The 21,538-nt window shown below is 53.5% G+C and carries 13 protein-coding genes; 6 read left to right on the top strand and 7 right to left on the bottom strand.

The window, feature by feature from the left end; translation table 11 throughout:
• Positions 1-164 precede the first annotated feature (164 nt).
• Positions 165-812, bottom strand: a complete 648-nt coding sequence (locus SAMA_RS09805) for a response regulator (RefSeq protein ID WP_011759986.1) — start codon at positions 810-812, stop codon at positions 165-167.
• Entirely contained in the window at positions 802-3,942 is a 3,141-nt protein-coding gene (locus tag SAMA_RS09800; RefSeq protein ID WP_011759985.1) for a ligand-binding sensor domain-containing protein, read from the bottom strand. The genes SAMA_RS09805 and SAMA_RS09800 overlap by 11 nt, the downstream gene beginning before the upstream one ends.
• A gap of 356 nt (positions 3,943-4,298) precedes the next feature.
• Between SAMA_RS09800 and SAMA_RS09795 the strand changes: the two genes are divergently transcribed.
• The gene (locus SAMA_RS09795; protein WP_011759984.1) at positions 4,299-6,299 is read left to right on the top strand and encodes a cation:proton antiporter; all 2,001 of its coding nucleotides are present in this window, start codon (positions 4,299-4,301) and stop codon (positions 6,297-6,299) included.
• Positions 6,300-6,422: 123 nt separating this feature from the next.
• Here the strand turns inward: SAMA_RS09795 and fadE are convergent, their stop codons facing one another.
• A complete protein-coding gene (gene fadE / locus SAMA_RS09790; protein ID WP_011759983.1) occupies positions 6,423-8,870 on the bottom strand; it encodes an acyl-CoA dehydrogenase FadE in 2,448 nt (815 codons plus the stop codon).
• Between the two features lie 237 nt (positions 8,871-9,107).
• Between fadE and SAMA_RS09785 the strand changes: the two genes are divergently transcribed.
• Positions 9,108-9,917, top strand: coding sequence for a class II glutamine amidotransferase (locus SAMA_RS09785; protein WP_011759982.1), 810 nt, complete (start codon positions 9,108-9,110; stop codon positions 9,915-9,917).
• A gap of 75 nt (positions 9,918-9,992) precedes the next feature.
• Here SAMA_RS09785 and SAMA_RS09780 read toward each other — a convergent pair whose 3' ends face one another.
• From SAMA_RS09780 to SAMA_RS09770, 3 genes are read right to left on the bottom strand one after another with little or no spacing between them, the layout of a single operon-like run.
• The gene (locus SAMA_RS09780) at positions 9,993-10,724 is read right to left on the bottom strand and encodes a DUF3108 domain-containing protein (protein WP_011759981.1); all 732 of its coding nucleotides are present in this window, start codon (positions 10,722-10,724) and stop codon (positions 9,993-9,995) included.
• 14 nt (positions 10,725-10,738) lie between these two features.
• Complete coding sequence (locus SAMA_RS09775) at positions 10,739-11,080, bottom strand: MGMT family protein (protein ID WP_011759980.1); 342 nt, start codon at positions 11,078-11,080, stop codon at positions 10,739-10,741.
• A gap of 35 nt (positions 11,081-11,115) precedes the next feature.
• Entirely contained in the window at positions 11,116-12,522 is a 1,407-nt protein-coding gene (locus SAMA_RS09770; protein ID WP_011759979.1) for a histidine kinase sensor domain-containing protein, read from the bottom strand.
• A gap of 159 nt (positions 12,523-12,681) precedes the next feature.
• On the opposite strand from SAMA_RS09770, the gene SAMA_RS09765 reads away from it, so the two are divergent.
• The 3 genes from SAMA_RS09765 (at position 12,682) to SAMA_RS09755 (ending at position 18,922) form a co-directional block, all read left to right on the top strand.
• Positions 12,682-13,377 carry a hypothetical protein gene (locus SAMA_RS09765; protein ID WP_011759978.1) on the top strand — a complete coding sequence of 232 codons (696 nt, stop codon included), beginning with the start codon at positions 12,682-12,684 and terminating at the stop codon, positions 13,375-13,377.
• Between the two features lie 161 nt (positions 13,378-13,538).
• Positions 13,539-15,830 (top strand): Y-family DNA polymerase, encoded by a 2,292-nt coding sequence (locus tag SAMA_RS09760; RefSeq protein WP_011759977.1) that lies wholly within the window; start codon positions 13,539-13,541, stop codon positions 15,828-15,830.
• Entirely contained in the window at positions 15,830-18,922 is a 3,093-nt protein-coding gene (locus SAMA_RS09755) for an error-prone DNA polymerase (RefSeq protein ID WP_011759976.1), read from the top strand. Before SAMA_RS09760 ends, SAMA_RS09755 begins: the two co-directional genes overlap by 1 nt.
• A gap of 154 nt (positions 18,923-19,076) precedes the next feature.
• Here the strand turns inward: SAMA_RS09755 and trhA are convergent, their stop codons facing one another.
• Positions 19,077-19,802, bottom strand: a complete 726-nt coding sequence (gene trhA, locus SAMA_RS09750) for a PAQR family membrane homeostasis protein TrhA (protein ID WP_011759975.1) — start codon at positions 19,800-19,802, stop codon at positions 19,077-19,079.
• A 436-nt stretch (positions 19,803-20,238) separates the two neighbouring features.
• Here trhA and SAMA_RS09745 point away from each other — a divergent pair, with 436 nt between their 5' ends.
• On the top strand, positions 20,239-21,447 hold the full coding sequence (locus tag SAMA_RS09745) for a hypothetical protein (protein WP_041409803.1): 1,209 nt from the start codon (positions 20,239-20,241) through the stop codon (positions 21,445-21,447).
• The last annotated feature ends 91 nt before the right edge of the window (positions 21,448-21,538 follow it).

Raw genomic sequence — 21,538 nt, 5'->3', positions numbered from 1 at the left:
TTTGTTACACAGTGTATCGCCGATGTAGGTTGTAGCATAGGATAAGCACTGCAAAAAATAGCACCCATGAGGTTCACTGCAACACACCCAACCGGCAATGGGAGTTAGCGAAAGGTATTATTATTCATTTACATAACACGCTTGATGTTAAGCATGTTGTCGTTTCAGGGGATAAGTTTTTCTTGTAACGCAAATCGTACCAGTCCCGCAATATCAAAAATTTGTAATCTTGCCATTATGTGGGCCCTGTGTGTCTCGACCGTCTTGATACTGACACTGATAGACTCGGCAATTTGTCGTGTGGAATAACCTTCAGCTATGAGCTGAAGGATTTGCTTTTGCCTGTTGGTTAAGAGTTCAAGCAGGGATGGAGCCGATTGATTGGTAGACAGTAATTGCTCCAGGAGGCTGATATCAATTTCTTTGCTGATGTAGCTGTGGCCCAGCAGGACGTTTGTGATAGCCGGCTCAAGCTCATCGACCGCAGCATCTTTTAAGAGATAACCATGTGCCCCGTTTTTTAAGCATTTGGCCACATATTCGACGTTATTGTGCATGGAAAGAATTAAGATCTTTACCGGTATTGCCTGGTTTGAAATCAGTTTGACAACTTCCATTCCACTTAAGCTTTTAATCGAGATGTCCAATACCAGCAGCTTGGGCTTAAGCCGCCTTACCAATGCCACTGCCTCGAGGCCATCCCCACATTCACCAATCACTTCGATTGAGTCAATGGTATGTAATAAGGTGCGTATTCCAGCGCGAACCAGTTCATGATCATCTACCAATACGACGCTATTGTTACTTTTCATAAGGAAACTCAACTGAAATGGAGACTCCGCCATGGGGAATGGCTTTGATATTCAAATTACCGTTTTGGGACTTTACCCGCTCCTCAATACCCAATAGGCCCAAATGGCCACCTTTGCTGACTTTAGCGGAAATGCCACCGGGTTCGAAGCCAACGCCGTTATCAGAAACCTCGGCCTTGATCTTGTCACCGTCTGGGTAAAGCTTTACTTCAATTCGCGTGGCATTTGCATGGCGAATGGCATTGGTGACTGACTCCTGAATTACCCTGAATAGAGTAATGGTCAGCTCGGGGCTAAGTTCAGGTATATCTGTGTCTGCATTAAAGATAATGGGGTGCGTCAATGACGATGACATCTTATTGAGCTGGTGGTGAAGACCTGCAACCAAACCAACGTCGTCCAGAAGACTGGGACGTAAATCGAACGAGATTGCGCGTACCTGCTTAATCATGGCCTGGATAGTCGTAATACAGGTATCTATCAGTTTCGGGTCACCGGGGTGTTGGCGCCGGAACAGTTGCAGGCTTATCTGAGTGGCAGTGAGTGATTGACCGAATTGATCATGAAGTTCCCGGGAAATGGATTTACGCTCTTCTTCCTTGGCATATTGCAGGCGGGTGGCCAGATTACGCATTCCTTCAAACGCGGATTTCAGATGTTGTTCGTTTTGCCTGAGCTTTTCAATCACAGCGAGCTTCTCTTCTTTCAGCGCATTGAGATGACGGGTATATCTTTCCCATCTTGCCATCCGAAACCTGTGATAACTCACCGCCACTAATGCGATGCACACCAGTAATAAGCCGATGTAGGTGGTATTTCGCCACCAGGGGGGGATCACTGTGAGGTGCAGTGTTGCCGGTTGGCTCCATGCCTGGTTTATGCCTCTTCCCCGCACTTCAAGACGGTGTACACCTGGATCGAGCTTATAGAAATTCAAATGGTGCATGTTATTCAGCGATATCCATTGGCTCTCAGAAGACATGCGATATTGATAGCTATGAGCCGATGAGCCAAAGTCCAGCAGGGCAAACTCCACATTCAGCCAGCCACCCCAGGGGACCGACATTTGGAAAGGGTCTTGAATTGCAGTGTTTAAAATTGGGTTTGCCAGGCTATCAGATACAATCTGAGTGAATCGGACAGGGAATTGGGTCTCGGGCTCGACGTTGGATATCGACGAAAAGAGATACACACCATTATTGGTGCCAAGCAGGTTGAACTCGCCAGTGCTTGCTCGAGAACGTTGCGAAAATCCACCCAGGCCGTTCAGTACCCTGTCTGTTGCCTTGTGAAAGCGCTTTTGGTTTGAGTGATAGCTGAATAGTCCATCACTTGTTGTAAACCAAACTTCGCCTGATGCTCCCGGTAAAATGGATTTAATCGAGTCTGCAGCCAATCCCGGCTCTGGCGTGATACGAACTTCTGTCTTGACACCAGTCCGGTGGAATTCAGCCTTGTGTAAACCGCCGCCATCGGTACCAACCCAAATATTACCCAGGTCGTCCTTTGCGATATCGGAGATGTAAAAGTGGTTTAACCCACTGTTATGTACCTGAAGACGCTGACAGGACATGCTGTCTTTCTGGCAGAGATTCAAGCCATTTGAGCGGGTGCCCACCCAAAGGTAAGGACCATCTATCAGAAGTGAGGTGATGTAATTTCCACTCAGGGAATCCGGTACTGAAGGGTCGTGCGTATATGAACTGAATGTTCCGCTGTCGGGATGGTATTTGTATAGGCCATCACCTCCGATGCCGACCCAGACATCGCCACTGTCATCGGGTTGCAGCACTCTAACAAAGCCCTTGCCAATTGAGCCCGTCTCTTCAGGCTGGTGAGAAAAATGCGCTTTCACCGTGCCATTGCCAATCAGATGCCATAAGCCTTCCGATGTTCCAACCAGTAGCTCGTCCGCTCCAAAGGAAGCAATGCTCAGCACGCCATTAATGTTATTGGCTGATGTACTGGGGGTGAATCTATTCAGTCGTTGGGTGTCGAGATCAAGCCAGTGCAGGCCATCACTGAAAGAGCCAACCCAGGCTTTATTACTGCCGGATTTTGCGTACATCGCTGCGACATTAGGCAAAGAGAGTGACGTGCGCTTGGCTGTACCGTCATCCGATTTATTTCGCTCGGTCACATCCAGCTTATAGGCTCCTCGTCCCCAGGTGGCATAAAAAAGCTGCCCGGTGCTGTCTTTTACCATGCTGGTAATGGTGTCTTTGGCGCCTGGGATATCCTGGCTAGCATGACTGAGCTGATTGGTATCAGTGTTGTAAAACTTGAGGCCTTGGCCAAAGGTACCTAAAACCAGCTGATTGGCGTCCAGATGTAATGAAATAATCATCAATTCCGGCTCATTGCCCTGATCTGGCTGGATACGTCTGACGAGTAGGTTGTCCAGCGTTATCCTGAGCAACCCCTGGCGGGTGCCGACCCACAAATATTTTCCATCCTGTTCGACGATGGAAAATACATCCGTTATCACATTGGGCAGTTCTAAACTGATGAATCCTTGGGTTTCACCTGCCCAATACGCCAGTCCACCGCCAATGGTTCCAATCCAAAGCCGGTTGCTGCTGTCGACAAAAAGCGTGTAAACATAGTTTGAGGGCAGGGACGCGGCGTTTGTGTCGTCTTTAAGGTACCGGCGCACTTGTCCGGTTGCCGGATTTAATCGGTTTAATCCAATCTGAGTCGCTACCCAAAGCTCACCGTCAGGGCCGTCAGCGACGTCATAAACACTGTCATTGGACAGGGAATTAATATCTTCGGAATTGTGGCGGTAATTAGTGAAAGTGCGGGTGTCCGGGTTGAATCGACTGAGGCCACCGCTGTTAGTGGATATCCAGAGACTGTTGTCCCGACTCAGATAGAGATTGCGTATATCCAAAGCTGCGATGGTGCCCGGCGTATCAGCATCCGGCCTGAATTTCTCCAGTTGATAGCTATCGTAAAAGAACAACCCATCTTGGGTTCCAAGCCACATAAAACCTTGTTTATCAATCAGGATTGCGGAAATGTTGTCTGAGTCAAAGTCTACGTTTTGTGCAATTTTTTCAGGTGCGGACCAGGCGTTACCAAAGTGCAAAAGCATTAGATAAATGATAGTTCTTATTACCGCAGACATTATTCCCCCGCGAAATACCACGGCAGCGCTACATAGATGGGCATTAGTTATAACATGATGGAAACATTCTTAACTGTTAAAAGTTGTATCCATCAATCGGAGGGCTAAATATCAATGTGCGTGGATATCCGTCTGACGGATATGTAGCGAAGTTGCCGCAGTCTGGATGCTCCTCTAACCATGGTTAGCCATGGCTGTGCGCCTTATCAGGGATTTACTGACGCTGTGTACCTTTTGAGGTGGCTCAGTGTTGTTTGCCCCGTGGCGCTCTGCATAAAAATAGATAAGATGAAACAGACACATTTGGCTGCTACTGTGATCTTACTTTCAGGGATCTTCTGTTCAAGGATTAATACATGGTTGAACATATCACCGGCATTCTGGCGCTTATTGGAGTGCTTTCGTTGTTTTGCCAGTGGCTGGGTTGGAAGTTAAGGCTTCCAGCCATTTTGCCTCTGCTCCTCTGTGGCCTGCTGCTTGGGCCCGGGCTTGGTTTTCTCAAGCCCGATGCCATTTTTGGCGATCTTCTGTTCCCGATGATTTCTCTGGGTGTTGCCATCATCTTATTTGAAGGTGCATTGACGCTTAACTTCAAAGAAATCAAAGACTATGGTCGAATGGTAACCCACCTCGTGACCATAGGTATGGTGGTGACCTGGGTGGCAATCTCCCTTGCGACTCACTACTTTATGGGATTTGATTGGGCGCTGGCCTGGTTATTCGGTGCTTTGGTGGTGGTGACAGGTCCCACAGTGATAGTGCCCATGCTAAGGAGTGTACGTCCCAAGTCCCAGCTTGCCAGTATCCTTCGCTGGGAAGGCATAGTGATTGACCCCATTGGCGCTGTGCTGGCGGTATTGGTATTTGAATATATCGCGGCCTCCCAAAATGCCACCGAGCACATTTTGATGTCATTCGGCTCGATTTTGGCGCTGGGTTTTGGTGTCGGAGCCGCCATGGGATATGTGGTGGGCTGGGTGCTTCGCAAAGATCTCTTGCCGCATTATCTGAGAAACACCGCCGTGCTCACCGTGATGCTGGGCACCTTTGTGGGCTCGAATCTGCTGCAGGAAGAATCGGGTCTGCTCACGGTAACAGTGATGGGTATTTGGCTTGCCAATATGCGCGGGGTAGACATTGCCGATATTCTCGAGTTTAAAGAAACCCTGACGGTACTGATGATTTCGGCGCTGTTTATTTTGCTGGCGGCAAGGCTCGACTCCACTGCCATGCTGGATTTAGGCTGGGGCGGCATTGGAGTGCTCGCCGTTGCCATGCTGATTGCCCGGCCACTCAGCGTGTGGCTGTCAGGCATAGGCACCAATCTTACGGCCCCCGAAAAGTGGTTTTTAAGTTGGGTGGCGCCACGGGGAATTGTGGCGGCGGCCGTTTCCTCGCTGTTTGCCATCAAGCTTGAAGAGCAGGGCGTGCCTGGCGCCGAGAAAATTGTGCCTCTGGTGTTTCTGATTATTATCGGCACTGTGGTTATTCAAAGTCTTTCAGCAGGCACCTGGGCCCGACTGCTTAAAGTCAAGGCCGACTCTGCCCAGGGACTGCTGCTCTTTGGAGCCTCGAGCTTTTCCCGCACCTTTGCCAAATTGTTGAAGACTAAAAATATCAAAGTCATCCTTGCCGATACTAACTGGGACAATATTCGTCTGGCGCGGATGGACAACATCCCTGTTTACTTTGGCAATCCGGCATCGGAACACGCCGAGACTTATCTGGACTTGACCGGCATCGGTCGGGTGCTGGTGGTATCACCTTACCGGCAGCTAAATCCTTTGGTGAGTTTTCATTTTCAGGATTATTTTGGCGCCGAAAAGGTTTTTGGGCTGAACAATATGGAAGGCTCCAGCGCCCGTCATCTGGCCTCTGAAGTTTACATGAAGCGATTGTGCCTGTTTGGCGAAGGGATTTCTTACGCCAAAATCGCCAGCCAGATGGCGAAAGGCGCCATCTTGAAGAGTACCACCCTGAGGGAAAGTTTTACGCTGGTGGATTTTATGCGCCGCTACGGTGAAAGCGTGCTGCCATTGGTGTATCTGCAGGATGAAAAGTTGCGTATTGTCACCGCCGGCAGCGACATCCCGGCCACTGGCATTGAGCTTATCAGTTTGATCCCGGTTGAGTCGCAGCAATACGCCAAAGAGCAGCAGGAAAAAGAAGCGCTTGAGAAGGCTCTGGCTGAGAAAGAAGACGCTGAACGCGCTGCGCTTGAAAAGCTGGCCCGTGAGCAGGAAGACGCGGCCCGTGAAGCGGCCAGTGAGGCGAACGCAGGCTTTGAAGAAGAAACCGTTGGCAGTCCGGCACTCAAAGAGGGAGGCGGTGAAGGCAATCAACCGCTCAAAGCCTGAGACAAAACATTCACCAATTGGTGATATCTAAGCAGGAGTCCGACGACCACTTGATCCACTGTTGCAATCAGCAATAACAGAAAAGGCGCCCAGAGGCGCCTTTTTTATCTGGAGTCGCAGCACTTACGCCGCTTGCTCCTGAGACTTGCCAGTGGTGGTTTGCGCCACCAGCTCGGCTGGGTCGAAGTCGTCTACGTTGATAGACTTCATACGGCCAATCTCGGCTTTCTCCAGCAGGGCGATCTCGGCATCAGACAGAATGCCCAGTGCCTTACCTTCGGCAGCCACCTGATCCAGCCACATGAAGGGCAGACGCTTACCGGCAGCTTTGCATACCTTGTCGTACAGGGGCTCAGCGGCAAGGATGTCCTTGAAAGTCTGTTCCTGAACACCCACAGGGTTGTTGTCGCAGGCTTCCCAGAACTGGCCCTGACCCAGACGCTCACGGCTGGCACAAGGGGTTTGCATGATTTTGGCAACCTTGTGGTCCAGTACATCGCTTGGACGCTTCAGTGGACGACCGAAAGGCAGCAGCAATACGCGCAGCACGCCGCCCAGACCGGCAGGGAAGTTGTCCAGCAGCTCATCCAAAGAGGCTTGCAGTTTGAACAGGGCATCTTCAACCGCCCACTGTACCAGCGGCAGATCTTCAGTTTGACGGCCTTCATCCTGATAACGTTTCAAGGTGGCGGAGGCCAGATACAGCTGACTGAGCATATCGCCAAGACGGGCAGAGATACGCTCTTTACGCTTCAGGTTTCCGCCCAGGGTGGCCATGGCCAGATCAGACAGCAACGCCAGGTTGGCACTGAAACGGTTCATGTGCTGGTAGTAGCGCTTGGTCTTGTCGCCGTATGGCGCGTTAGAGAAGCGGCTGCCAGTCAGGCCCATCCACACACTGCGAATCAGATTGCTGATAGTAAAGCCGATATGGCCAAAGAGAGCCGCATCGAACTTATTCAGGCCCTGACGCACGTCTTTATCGAAGGCAGAGTCCATTTCGGCCAGTACGTATGGATGGCAGCGAATGGCGCCCTGACCATAGATGATCATAGAGCGGGTGAGGATGTTGGCGCCTTCCACGGTAATGGCAATAGGCGCAGCCTGATAACCACGGCCCAGGTAGTTGTTGGGGCCAAGGCACACGCCTTTACCGCCGTGGATGTCCATGGCGTCGATTACGCATTTCTGCATACGATCGGTGAGGTGATACTTCACGATGGCCGAGATAACCGATGGCTTTTCACCCAGATCGATACCTGTGGTGGTCAGCGAGGTCACAGCGTCCATCAGATAGGCGTTACCGCCGATGCGCGCCATTGGCTCTTCAATACCTTCCAGCTTACCGATAGGCAGCTTGAACTGTCGGCGGATGCGGGCATAGGCGCCGGTTGCCAGTGCAGCAGTTTTCACGCCACCGGCAGAGTTGGATGGCAGGGTAATGCCGCGGCCAACCGACAAACATTCCACCAGCATACGCCAGCCCTGACCGGCCATTTTCGGGCCGCCAATGATAAAGCTTAAGGGCACAAACACGTCTTTACCGCGGGTTGGGCCGTTTTGGAACATACAGTTGAGTGGGAAGTGACGACGACCGGTTTCCACGCCTTCCACATCGGTAGGAATAAGGGCACAGGTGATGCCGAGCTCTTCTTCGCCGCCAAGCAGACGCTCAGGGTCACGCAGTTTGAACGCCAGACCAAGCACAGTCGCGATAGGAGCCAGGGTGATGTAGCGCTTGTTCCAGGTGAGCTTCATACCCAGCACTTCTTCACCTTTCCACATGCCTTTGCAGACAACACCGTAGTCAGGAATTGAGCCTGCATCAGAACCGGCTTCCGGGCTGGTCAGGGCAAAACAAGGTACTTCAAGACCCTTGGCCAGACGTGGCAGGTAGTGGTCCTGCTGCTCGGCCGTACCGTAGTGCTGCAACAGTTCACCAGGGCCGAGGGAGTTTGGTACGCCCACGGTGGATGCCAGCTCGCTGGAAACACCAGCCAGCTTTTGCAGTACGCGGGATTGGGCGTAGGCGGAGAACTCAAGACCACCGTACTTCTTCTTGATGATCATCGCGAAGAAGCCGTTGTCTTTCAGGTACTGCCACACGTCAGCAGGCAGGTCAGCGAACTGATGGGATACCTGATGCTCGTTCACCATGCGGCACACTTCGTTAACCGGGCCGTCGATAAAGGCCTGTTCTTCGGCAGAAAGGCGGGCGGTCGGGTAATTGTGCAGCTTCTTCCAGTTAGGATTACCGGCGAACAGATCGGCTTCCCACCAGGTGGTACCGGCGTCGATGGCTTCTTTTTCAGTGGAAGACATCTCGGGCATGATGCCTCGGTAAACTTTCAGCAGCGGGCGGGTGATCAGGCTCTGACGAATACTGCTGATATTCAGAGGAAGGGCGATAATCAAAAAGATGATGCCGCCCCAAAGGCCAACAACATCCAAGGTCCATCCTGCGGTCAACATAATGGCGGCTGCGGCCGTGGCGGTCAGCAATGACACCCGCAAATAAGCGCAGGCACCAAGCACCACAAGCAGCGCGATACTCCAAAGTAGGGTAGTCACTCTCGTTCTCCTTTATTCATAACCCTTCTCCAGGCGGGTCATATAAGCGATCCTGATCACAAGTATAGTGTGTGGTCAGACCTGTGTCGCATTAAAAAGTAAATCCAACTGTGAGCGAACACAAGCATTTTTCAAACAAATGTTTAAATTTTTTCGAGCCCTTCGCCATTCCCATCAACAAAGGGCAAAGTTACAATAAGTTAGTTGTTGTATTTGTGACCTTCAGGTGCCTTGATTATGTGTGAGTTATTGGCGATGAGTGCCAACGTGCCCACTGACATTGTGTTCAGTTTTACCGGGCTGGCGGAGCGTGGCGGGGTAACTGGCCCCCATGTGGATGGCTGGGGCATTACCTTTTATGAAGGCAAGGGCAGCCGCACCTTTAAAGACGCCTGTCCATCCAGCGAATCACACATTGCCCGCTTGATTAAGTCATACCCGATTAAAAGCGAAACCGTGATAAGCCATATCCGTCAGGCCAACCGTGGTTGTGTTGCACTGGAAAACACCCACCCCTTTGACCGGGAGTTATGGGGCCTTAACTGGACCTATGCCCACAACGGTCAGCTCAGTGACTATAAAGATAAGTTTGCGGTGCGCCGTTTCCGTCCGGTTGGGGATACTGACAGTGAACTGGCGTTTTGCTGGATATTGGAAAAGCTGGTGGCCCGCTTTGGCGATGAGCGCCCCGATGACATGTTGCCTGTGTTTGCTTACGTGGCAGAACTTGCCGAAGAAATTCGTGCGCTTGGGGTGTTCAATATGATCCTCTCGGAAGGCAACTACCTGATGTGCTTTTGCAGCAACAACTTAAGCCATATCACCCGCCGCGCGCCTTTTGGCAAGGCCAAGTTGATTGATACCGATGTGGTGATTGATTTTGACAAGGAAACCACCCCCAATGATGTGGTTACCGTGATAGCTACCCGGCCATTAACCGATAACGAGGCCTGGAACATCATGCAGCCCGGTCAATGGCAGCTGTTCTGCAAAGGCGAAGTGGTTGGCGGCGGCACATTCGTGGCAAACACGGATACGTGCGCATAACGCGGAATGTGCTGACACAGCATAATGAAGAAAAAAGCCGGGCATTGCCGGCTTTTTTGTTGTTCATTTCACAGCTTAAGGGTTGGCTGCCAGCGGTGCGGCCTGGGTGTCGGAAAAACGATAACCGGTCAGCTGTACATCCAGCTGCTTGTCGCCTTTTTCAAAGTGAGTCATGCGTACCGGCAGGTAGGCCAAATCCGGGGCCATCCACACCACGGTTTTACGTTTTTTGCTGTCGCGAATGACTTCAAGGCGCAGGGTACGGTACTCGGTGCCATCGATATTCAGCACTTCTTCACCCATGCGTTTGAAGGAGTAATCATCAATCTCGTTGTCTTTCACCATGTGGTATTCGAGGCTGTCTTTGCCTTCAATCAGATCCTGACGGAACTGCAACTGCACCATCATGGTGTCGTAGAGCTTGTTCTCAAACGGCAGTTCAACATGCTCACCCTTGTAGTTGCTGCGCACGATGGACTTGTCTTTCAAAAAGGCCACCTGCTCGCTGAAATCACTGCCGGTACCCGTGCGCTGATGGATAAACACCATGGGCTCGAGGCCGTGGTCGGTGCGGCGGAATTTACTCTTGATACTGCGCTCATCGCTTAAAAACAGCAAACTCAGCTCGCTGGTAAAATTGTATTCGTAATAGTTGCCCTCGGGTGCCGGCAGGCTGAAATGGGCCTTGCCCAGGCCAATATCGCCGTACAGCACCTTGTAGTCGGCCTCAAAGGGCGACAGTGAGTTTTGTGCATACGCATTAATACTCAACAGTGGCAGGGCAAGGGATAACAGAAACTTGCGCATACAGCTCCTTGGCATCAGTAAGGCAGACTCAAAATCAGGGTGGCCATGTCGGGTCGCCACTCATATTCAGACAAGTTGATTTTGCCTTGGTTCACGATAACCCCCTCAAGACGCAGGCTTTCCTGCTGCTGCCGAAAAGGCTCAGTGTCTTTGGGAAAGGCAATTTTGCCCTGGCTGTTTATCACCCTGTGCCAGGGCAGCGCCAGACTGTCCGGTGCCAGCTTAAGGGCCCGAGACACATAGCGAGCGCGGCCGGGCAAACCGGCAAGGTCGGCCACCTTACCATAACTGAGCACCTTGCCCTCGGGAATGAGGGTCACTATATGCCAAATCCGGCTTGGACTCAGGCTGGACATCCGCGCACCTTCCAAAAGCAATTCATGCACCTATACTAAATTGCCTTGTCGGTAGCGGCCAGCCTTTTAAGCCGCATCGGCAGCAACAGCTTAACTTCCAACCCACCAAGTTCACTTCGCCCGGCCGAGACATCGCCGCCGAGCAGACGCATACACTCCCGCACTATGGCAAGCCCCAGCCCAAAGCCGCCCTGACTGGCATGACGGGCCTCATCAAAGCGGGTAAAGGGATGAAACAGGGTCTCGAGTTTGGTGTCATCTATACCCGGACCATCATCCTCCACTGTGATAGTGAGCCAGCTATCATCGCAGTGGCTGCTTATCTGAATATGACATTCAGTTCCTGCGTATTTAAGGCTGTTGCGCACCAGGTTTTCCAGCGCCCGCAGCAGCAGACTTTGATCGGTTTCAAGGGCGATATACTTGCAGGCGCTCAAAGCCTGCCACTCGATACTTTGTGTTGGCGCCGCTTCAAAGCGGCAATCCCCCAGAAGTGAGCAAGCCAGCTCGTGCAGGGTAAATGATGTGCTGCGCGCGGCCTGATAACCACTGGCGAGGCGGCTGTAACCCAGAAGTGTGTCTATCAGGCGGCTGAGTTCGCTGTTTTCAGCGTGGATCCGCTTAAGGTAAGGCGAGGTGTCTGCCAGGTCGCTCTCCAGCAATTCAGCGGCCAGCTTTTGCCGGGCAAGCGGGGTGCGCAGTTCATGGGACACGTCGCGGATCAGGCGCTCCTGGGTGGTGAGGGTGCGTTCAATCACATCCGCCATTTCATCAAAGTCGTGACCGAGCTGATAAAACTCAGGTTCAGCCGCCGAAAAGTGCTCGCCGATGCGGGTACTGAGTTTACCGCTTGCCAAGGCGCGGGTGCCCTGTTGCAACGTCGCCAGCGGTTTGATGAGGTAATGTCCCAGCAGGCGACTGAAAAGCCATAGCACAAATAATCCCACGGTTAACCGAATGGCCCACAGGCTGTAACTGAGATCCTTGGCCGGATGAAGATCGGCATTAAGCTGCACTGCCAAAAGCAGAGGTCCGCTGCCATCTAAGGTGGCATAAATCGGCAAGCCGATGATGGGCTTTTGCACCCGATCCCCCAGCGCCTGATCCGGTCCAAGCATAAATCCCAGCTTAAATTCAAAGTGCGGATGAATGGGGCGGCCGCTGACGCCTTCTAGACGGCTGTTAATCACATGCAAGCGGAACGACTGCGCCGCCTCCCACTGGGCAATCGCCTGGGGGGAGCCCTGTTTAATGAGAGCTTCGGCCTCTTGAGCAAGCATCGACAGCTTTGCCTTGGTCTCTTTGGGCAACACCAACAGTTGGTGCAGCACCATGGCTTCGATCAGACTGGCCAATAACAAAATCACCAACAAGGAGGAACCGAAATAGCCAAACAGGCGCCATTGCAGGCGGGCAAAGGGGTGATGGCGGGACAACTTCATGACAATCGCACAGACTCATAAATAAAAATGATTCGCATTATACACCTTGTCTTTTCAGATCCCAGAGGATTGGCAAGTTTGTCATAATTGTTATACTGTATAAATATACAGTTATTGGTGATTTGGATACCGAAACCCGGTTCAGACACAGGTGCCCCCATGAAAACCAGTCCACAAGAGCTTTCCAAACAACTTGGCCGCCAGGATATCTGGCTTGGACAACAAACCTGCCAGCAGCCCGGTTATGCAACCGGTTTTGAGGCGCTGGATGCCGCCTTGCCCGACAACGGCTGGCCTCGCCATGGGGTGTGTGAACTGAGCTGCCCGGTACCGGGTTCGCAGTCAATGCTGCTGTTAACGCCACTGCTCAGGTGTATACAGGGCGAAAACGACACCCCGGTGATGTTGGTTGGTGCCCCTTGGCAACTGAATCCCCAGTACTTATTGCAACATGGACTGCGGCCGGAAGGCTTTTGCCTGGTGGATGTCAACGCACGTAAAGACAAACTCTGGGCCATAGAGCAGAGTCTGGCCAGTGGTGGCTGCCGTTTGTTGCTGGGCTGGCTTGACCGTTTAAGCCTGACTGAAGCCCGGCGTTTGCAGCTGGCGGCGGAAAAGGGCGGCTGTCTGGCCATTATTCTGGTGACTGATGCCATTGAGGGTAATCCTTTGCCGCTGCGTGTGGGGTTAACCCCTGGCGGTAACTCCGACAGGCTGGAACTTGCCTTGCTGAAACGCCGTGGCGGCAAACCGCAGGACAGTTTGCAGATTGAGGGACTTTCCCCGCTGCTGGCACGCTACTTACCGTCGCAGCCATCAGTGCAGTTGGTGCAGGGCCCCTGGGGCGGTGTCTGAGCAGGAGGATGATGTATGTCGTTTATCCGTGATTGCCTGTGCGTCCATCAAAGACACTTGTTTCAGCAAAGCCTGTGTTTGCATCAGAGCCAGTTCGCCCAGCGGCACTGCTGTTTGGCCCGCGGGCTGAGGCGTTATCAATCTGTTTGGGTTAAGGGTTGATGCGCTGGCTTGGTGTATGGCTGCCTAATTGGGAGCTGGATTACCTGCGCCATGTGCAGGGGCTGGCGCTATCCATGCCACTTATTCTGTACGATGTGGCAAAGGCACGGGTGCTCAAAGCCTGTCCGCAGGCGGCCAGTGCCGGGGTCATGGCCGGTCAGAGCATGGGCAGTGCGGCGCAGCTGTGCCCGGAGGTGCAACCCTTCCCCTTTGATCTCTCGCTGCACCGACAAGGCAGCGATTGGCTGTGCCGCCACGGCTACAGTTTCAGCGCCCGTCTGGTGCCGCCCCCTGAGCCCGATACACTTTTTGCCCGTTGCCACGATGTGCTTTTGCTTGAAACGGGCTCCATGGCGAAGCTTTTTGGTGGCGAAGCGGCGCTGGCAAAGGCATTGGCAGCTGCCCTTGAAGGGCTTAACTGCAGCTTTGCCATGGCCTTTGCTGCCACGCCGTTGGCGGCAGGTGTGCTGGCCAAAGCCCAGCCCTGTCTGGTATCAAAGACGCTGCAGCCAATGTTTGCCAAGGCTGCAACATTGCAATCGGCTCTCAAGGTTTCAGCTTCAAAATCAGCATCAAAAGCGATTGCTGAGCCCAAAAGTGCAGCTGAGGATTTATCACGGCAATTATCGGCGCTGCCAATCTCCACTCTGCCTGTGCCCGAGGCGCTGTTATCCCGTTTGGAGGGGATGGGACTTGAGCATATAGGTGCGCTGCAGGCTTTACCCGCTGCCGAGCTTGGGATCCGTTTTGGTCCCGAATTCGTGTTGCTATTGGCGAGGCTTAACGGTAATCAGCCCCATCCTCAGAGTTTTTACTGCCCGCAGGAAGAGTATTGTCAGCGGATTGAGCTGATGTATGAGGCCGAAAGCCTCAATGCCCTGGTGTTTGTGCTTGGGCGTATGTTTGCCGAGCTGGCGCTGTTTTTACGTCAGCGACAGTTGGCGGTTTCCATGCTGGAGCTGGTACTGCATTACCGGGTATCTGAGTGGATGAACCATGGGGAAAAGGGGCAGAAAGGGAGCAAACGATTTTCTGCAAAAGCTTCTTGTACAAAGGCCTCTTTCTCAGCCGCTTCGCCAGCAGTCCGGGGCAGCGTAGCGGGCCGTTTGGGGGGCAGGATTGATGGGCGCTCCAAAGTAGAAGGAGTGCAGGAGGAGATAGTATCTGAGCAAACCACAGATGTTGTGGATGTAGTTCATGAAGCGCGCTTGCCGCTGGCATACCCCTTTGCTGAATACACGACCGATGGCCTGTTGGCCCTGTGCCGTTTGCAGCTGGAGCGCTTTACGCTGGCGGCTCCGGTGGTGGCGCTAACACTGCACCGCTGCCACTTTGTCCCTAGAAGCGCGCCACCGGCAGGCGCCATCGACAATAGCCATAGAGCAAGTCTCAGTTTGCTGGCCCGGCTTGAGGCCCGGCTGGGGGAAGACAGGGTAAAGCGTCTCGGTGCCAGACAAGCGCTCTTGCCGGAGCACAGTTTTTGCCTGCAGCCGATGTCAGCACCTGTGGCGGTTACCTATAGGGCTTTGCCTGTCTCATCGTTATCTGTCTCATATTTGTCTGCCGAGTCTTCACGTCAGCAGCCAAAACCGATCCCACGTAAATCGGCTGCGCCGTTATTGCTAACCAAGCCAGCACAGCAACGCGTTGCAGCTGCCGGTATCCCTCCGGCACCAGATAAAAAAGCCGCCAACCCGGCCGCGGCTTCGAACGTCATCCGTACCGCCTTTAGCCTCCCGGCTGCTCATGTCGGTAACACAGCGACCATGACTGAAATGGATGGGGCGAATGATGATTCGATGGCTGGAGCCATAGCGCCGCGATTCGCTTCAGACATAACTGATAAGGACTTAGCAGTTACGGGCTTAGCCGCGACTAACGAGCCCTTTACCAACAAAGCTGCAACTGCCGGAATGGAACTGTGCGAGACAGTGGCAAAAGCCGCAGCAACCAGTAAGCCTGTGGCCACACAGGATGCTGCCACAGAAGGACTGTCACTTGCCTGCCGCCCGCCCTGGCTTTTGGTGGCGCCAGAAGCGATTGCAGAAACTGATGTTGAGCTCTTGCGCGGCCCCGAGCGGCTGCGTGAGCCCTGGTGGCATGGCAGCCAAACCATGGCGGCTCAAAGCACAACTGAGCTTGAGACAGGCCAGGTAAACGAGAGTTTGCCAAGCGGGAAACCCAGAGGCGCGGCGCGGGACTATTACCTTGCCCGCCACCATGAAGGTGGCCTGTGCTGGGTGTTTCGCCGTGAGGGCGAGCCCGGACTTTACTTGCAGGGCTGGTTTTGATGTACGCCGAGCTACATGCCATCAGCAACTACAGCTTTTTACGGGGCGCGTCGCACCCCCACGAGCTGGTGGCCGAGGCGGCGCGGCTTGGCTACAGTGCCATCGCCATTACCGATGAGTGTTCGGTGGCCGGTGTGGTCAAGGCGCACATGGCCGCCGTGGATGCTGGGATATCACTGATTGTGGGCAGTGAATTTCGGCTGCAGCAAGGCACCTTTGTGCTGCTGGCCACCAGCCGGGCAGGTTATGGCGCCCTGTGCCGCTTGATAAGTCGTGGCAGGCGGCGGGCGCCCAAGGGGGAATATCGCATCAATCTGGACGACCTGTTATCGCCGCTGCCCGATTGTGTGCTGCTGTGGCGCCCGCCGATGCCCCAAAATCCGGGGACTGACATAGCCGCTACCGAGCAGCATTGGTTTGCTACGCAAAAGCAGCTGGCAAAGCAGCTTACGCCCTGGCAGGGGCGGCGCTATTTACTGGCAGAGCAGTGTCTTGAGGCCGCAGGCAGCCTGTGGCAGCGCTATTTGATGCGTCTATCCGGCTTGTGCGACATCCCCTGCGTGGCAGCAGGAGATGTGCGTATGCACAGCGCAGCGCGTCAGCCGCTTTTGGATGTACTCACCTGCATTCGCTTAGGGCTCAGGCTTGATGAAGCCGAAGGGCATTTGTGCCAGAACGCTGAGCATTACCTGCGGCCCCTTGGCAGTATCCATCGCCGTTATCCGCAGGAGTGGATTGCCAACACCCAGAAGATTGCCAGTCAGTGCCGGTTTTCGATGGCTGAGCTGAGGTACGAGTACCCGGCGGAGCTGGTGCCTGCCGGGTTTAGCGCCAGTGAATACCTTGCCCGGGAGGTGGCCAAAGGCGCCCGGCGCCGATACGGCCTGGCGGTGCCAGCAGCGGTAAAACGCCAGTACCTGGCCGAGCTTAAGCTTATCCATGAGCTTGAATACGAGTATTTTTTTCTCACCATTTACGACATAGTCCGCTTCGCCAGACGCAAGCGGATTTTGCATCAGGGCCGCGGCTCGGCGGCCAATTCGGTGGTGTGTTTTTGCCTTGGGATCACCGAAGTGGATCCGACCCGGGTCAATATGCTGTTTGAACGCTTTATTTCCAAAGAACGCCACGAGCCGCCGGATATCGATGTGGACTTTGAGCATGAGCGCCGCGAAGAAGTGATCCAGTACATTTACCGTAAGTACGGCCGCCACCGGGCGGCGCTGGCTGCGAGTGTGATCACCTATCGACTCAAAAGCGCCATGGGCGAGGTGGGCAAGGTGCTGGGGCTGGACAGAGAGCTGGTGGCGAGGCTCATTCAGGGCATCGACAGGCGCGATCCTAGCCATCCCTGGCGCGAACAATTGGCCGCGCAGCTGCCTAGCGCCGACATGTTTGGCTACCTTGTGCAGTCCTTGCTCGGGTTTCCGCGTCATTTATCCCAGCATGTAGGCGGCTTTGTAATTTCCGCCGGGCCGCTGGCCGAGCTGGTGCCGGTGGAAAACGCCGCCATGGAAGACAGAACCGTTATTCAGTGGGATAAGGACGATCTGGAGGCGCTGGGACTACTGAAAGTGGACGTGCTGGCGCTGGGGATGCTGACTGCCATCCGTAAGTGCTTCGAGCTTATCAGTCGTCATCAGCAGCCCTTTGGCATGCGGTCAATCAAAGCCGAAGATCCCAATGTTTATCGCATGCTCAGTCGCGGCGACAGCATGGGGGTGTTTCAGGTGGAGTCCCGGGCTCAAACGTCCATGCTGCCAAGGCTCAGACCTGCCTGCTATTACGATCTGGTTATTCAAATTGCGATTGTGCGCCCGGGGCCAATTCAGGGGGACATGGTGCATCCGTTCCTTCGACGCCGCAAAGGGTTGGAGGCGGTGACTTACCCCAGCGAGGCAGTTAAAGCCGTGCTTGAGCGCACCATGGGGGTGCCGATTTTTCAGGAGCAGGTGATCAAGCTTGCCATGGTGGCCGCAGGTTTCAGTGGCGGTGAGGCGGATGCGCTGCGCCGGGCCATGGCCAGTTGGAAACATACCGGCAAGCTGTGGTCCTTCGAGCAAAAGTTGCTGGATGGCATGGCCGCACGGGGTTACAGCGAAGACTTTGCCCGGCAGATTTTTCGCCAAATTCAGGGCTTTGGCGAGTATGGTTTTCCTGAATCCCACTCGGCAAGCTTTGCGCTGTTAGCCTATGTCTCTGCTTATCTTAAGTTATACCACCCGGCGGCCTTTTGCTGCGCGCTGCTCAACAGCCAGCCGATGGGGTTTTACAGCCCATCGCAGCTGTTACAGGACGTGCGCCGTCATGGGGTGGAGGTGTTTGATGTGTGTATCAATCACAGCCAGTGGGACAGCAGCCTGGTGAAGACCGCCACTGGCTTTGCTATTCGACTGGGATTCAGGCAGGTCAAAGGCTTGAAAGAGCAGGCTATGCAAAGGTTGGTGGACGTTCGTTCTGCTGCTGGTTTTGCGCACTTGAGTGAAATCAGCATGCTGCTCGACAGGCATGCTTTGGAGCTGCTTGCCGCTGCCGATGCCTTCAGACTGCTCAGTGGCCACCGATTTCAAAGTCGCTGGCAACTCTCTGCCCGTCAGGCAAGCCTGCCGCTGTTTGATGACTTGCCAGAGCCGCTTAAGCCAGTGGGAACTGAGCCAAGTCTGGATGCCCCCAATGCGGTCCAGTGCCTCAAGGCGGATTATCGCAGCAAGGGGTTAAGTCTCGGGCAACATCCGATGGCATTGTTGCGAATTGCCGGCTTGCTTGGAAAATCTTTGACAGCAAAAGCGCTTGAAAATACCCGCCATGGCCAGTTGGTGACTGTTGCCGGTGTGGTAACTGGCAGGCAGCGACCCGGCACTGCATCGGGTGTAACCTTTATTACCCTGGAAGATGAAACAGGCAATACCAATCTGATAGTGTGGATGGGTACAGCAAGGGCGCAGCGAAAACCGTATTTAACATCAACTATTTTGAAGGTAAGTGGCACTGTGGAACATGCCGATGGCGTAACCCATGTGGTGGCGGGTCGCCTTGAGGATATCTCGCATTTGCTCGATAGCCTCAAAGTGGCCTCGCGGGATTTTCACTAGGGCTGAGCGCCATCATAGCTCAGCTATCAGCAGGCAGACTGGTCAACAACGCTGAATGATGGCGGACATACGTGGTTGGGTAAAATCACTGGTATGGTGAGGACTGGCGTTTGTGACTCACCTTTATGCCCTTTGGTGCTTTGGCTTTTATCCGTTAGCCCTTGGGGATCACAGTGAGATAAATACACAGGAAGTGACTGATGGCGCCGCCAAGCACAAACAGGTGCCATATGGCATGGTTAAAGGGGATGCGTTTCACCGCATAAAACACCACGCCCAGGCTGTAAAACAGGCCGCCGGTGAGCAGCAGGGTAAAACCGGTATCACTGAGCCCGGCGATCATCTTGTCGAGCACCGCCACACACAACCAGCCCATGGCAAGGTAAAGCAGCAGGCTGAACGCTTTAAAGCGATGTAAAAACAAAAGCTTGAATCCAATCCCGCCAAGCGCAAACAACCAGATGGCAGCCAGCACCCAGTCGACACCGGCGCCTTCCAGGGTAATGAGTACAAAAGGCGTGTAGGTTCCTGCAATCAAAAGGTAAATGGCGCAGTGGTCAAACAATTTGAATTTGCGCTTGAGCGTAGGCGATGTGGCCCAGTGATAAGCGGTAGAGCAGGCAAACAGCAGTACCATACTCAGGCCATAGAGGCCAACGCCGAGAGTTTGCAGTGCACTCAAATGGCCAATGCTGTCGTGCAACATAGCGACTGTGCCAATCAGTGCCGCCAGCACGCCAATGCCATGGCTTAAGGTATTGGCCAGCTCTTCCCGCTCACAATACGCAGCCGTACTGGCATTGCCTGAAGCATCGGCGGGGGCATTGGGGACATTAACGGGAGCAGTATCTGATACGCTGCTGGCTTGCATTGGCGGCATGGTGAACTCGTCAGCTTGGGCTTGGCATTAGAGTCGATAATCTAACATTCACTTTCTGCAAACACCACAAAAGAGTACATGTGTACGCTTAAATTATTTTATCTCTTTTAAATCAGATGATTGAGCGCGTCACTTTTTCAGTTGTTCTAAATTTAGCCACTTTAAAGCCGATCGCCGGGTGGCGAGATGATGATCAATCAGGAACTTTTGCAGCCGGTCTCTGTTCCAATAGCGATATGGTTAATGGTGCCCACAGCAGCATGAATTATCAGCATCGACTATTCAGTTCTATTGCCAGTACCCGCTACCGGAATTGACCCAATCAGGAAGGGCTGGTTGATCCGTAAGAGCTTGCCGCTGGTCTTTAGAAAGCCACGTACAAACCATGTAAAAGCGCTGGAAAACGAAGAAACAGGCCAGGGAAAAGGACAGGCGTTTGACAAAAAGCAGTAACTACACCGACTCTGGCATCCATCCCGTGTTGAACACATCGGGCATACAAGGCCACAGAGATGAATTCGACTATCGGTATGCAAACGGTGAAAAAGAGCAAGGGGATCAAGTCTTGACGCCACTGCTCTCTACCCGAATCCCGCAGGAATTACCACTGCCGCTCTTTGTTACCTCTATCTGGCCCTGTCTTGACGCCGATAATCTTACCAATAGCCTTGATCTCGGAGGTGCTGAACATGCCAACAGCTCAACGCTGGTTCCAGCGTTAACGGCCTATACGTCACTGGAAGCAGGGGAGCGGCCAGGCACCGTAAAACAAGTTGACGCTGTAAAACAAGGTGCAGCCGAAGCGCGAGATGGAACCAAAGAACCACAGGCACTGCCGATTAAGTTGTTGCTGTCCGTTACCCTGGTGCACCTGGCGGTATTGGGGCTGCTCGCCTGGCAATTGGCACCGCACCTGGGTTCGTTAAGTACGGCACTGGACGGGCGAGCCAATAAGCCCAAGGCGTTGCAATCCTATTTGGTTTTCAGCGCGCCAAAGCAGGTGACTGAACAGCCATCAGAAGCAAATCCTTCAGAGCCCACAGCCACCAACCCCCAACCCGAACAGCTTGAGCGTGAGCTTGTGAACAAGCAAAAAGCGCCTCTCGAGCCAGTCTTGGCTACAGCGCCAAAAGAGCCTGCCCCTATCAAAGATGAACCGCTCCCAGCACAGCCTTCGGTTGAACCGGCGCAGGAGGCTCGGTGGGAATCACTGCCGCCAATAGAGACGCCCACACTACCTGAGCACAGCCAGCTTGATTTCTCGACTCCCGCCAGTCGCTTTATGGCGCGGCAAAATGAACAGGCGCTCACGGCTCTGTCTGAGCGTTATGCCAGTGATAAAACGGCTCACTTTGGCGCATCGGGTCGCAGTATGTCGGAGTTGTTGCCCGAGATGGAGGTACTGTTGGTACCGAGCGCCGATGATTTCTATAAACCCAATACCCTTGATTCGAAAATCGATCCCAACCGTATCGTCAAATCAGGCGATACCTGTTATCGGGTGGTCAAGGTGCCAACGCCGTTGAATCCGCACGCCGAAAACCTGGGATTCCCATTTCGCTGTGGTGAAGACAAGGTGAAAAAGGCGCTGAAGGAAGGCATCAATAAGTACCTTGCCTTGATGGGCAAGCGAGATTTGCGTTGAAATATATTCATCACAAAACATAGATTTGTGTTCAAGTATATGTAAATAAATTGAATTGTCGTTGGTTGCAATGCTGAAAACTTTTCCGTTT

The organism is Shewanella amazonensis SB2B (assembly GCF_000015245.1).
Taxonomy (GTDB): domain Bacteria; phylum Pseudomonadota; class Gammaproteobacteria; order Enterobacterales; family Shewanellaceae; genus Shewanella; species Shewanella amazonensis.
The sequence above is the reverse complement of the archived record's forward strand: the minus strand, read 5'-3'. Positions and strand labels throughout refer to the sequence as shown.

Coding starts and splice junctions, on each gene's coding strand:
- SAMA_RS09805 (WP_011759986.1), bottom strand. CDS start 812: ATGAAAAGTAACAATAGCGTCGTATTGGTAGATGATCATGAACTGGTT.
- SAMA_RS09800 (WP_011759985.1), bottom strand. CDS start 3,942: ATGTCTGCGGTAATAAGAACTATCATTTATCTAATGCTTTTGCACTTT.
- SAMA_RS09795 (WP_011759984.1), top strand. CDS start 4,299: ATGGTTGAACATATCACCGGCATTCTGGCGCTTATTGGAGTGCTTTCG.
- SAMA_RS09785 (WP_011759982.1), top strand. CDS start 9,108: ATGTGTGAGTTATTGGCGATGAGTGCCAACGTGCCCACTGACATTGTG.
- SAMA_RS09780 (WP_011759981.1), bottom strand. CDS start 10,724: ATGCGCAAGTTTCTGTTATCCCTTGCCCTGCCACTGTTGAGTATTAAT.
- SAMA_RS09775 (WP_011759980.1), bottom strand. CDS start 11,080: ATGTCCAGCCTGAGTCCAAGCCGGATTTGGCATATAGTGACCCTCATT.
- SAMA_RS09770 (WP_011759979.1), bottom strand. CDS start 12,522: ATGAAGTTGTCCCGCCATCACCCCTTTGCCCGCCTGCAATGGCGCCTG.
- SAMA_RS09765 (WP_011759978.1), top strand. CDS start 12,682: ATGAAAACCAGTCCACAAGAGCTTTCCAAACAACTTGGCCGCCAGGAT.
- SAMA_RS09760 (WP_011759977.1), top strand. CDS start 13,539: ATGCGCTGGCTTGGTGTATGGCTGCCTAATTGGGAGCTGGATTACCTG.
- SAMA_RS09755 (WP_011759976.1), top strand. CDS start 15,830: ATGTACGCCGAGCTACATGCCATCAGCAACTACAGCTTTTTACGGGGC.
- trhA (WP_011759975.1), bottom strand. CDS start 19,802: ATGCCGCCAATGCAAGCCAGCAGCGTATCAGATACTGCTCCCGTTAAT.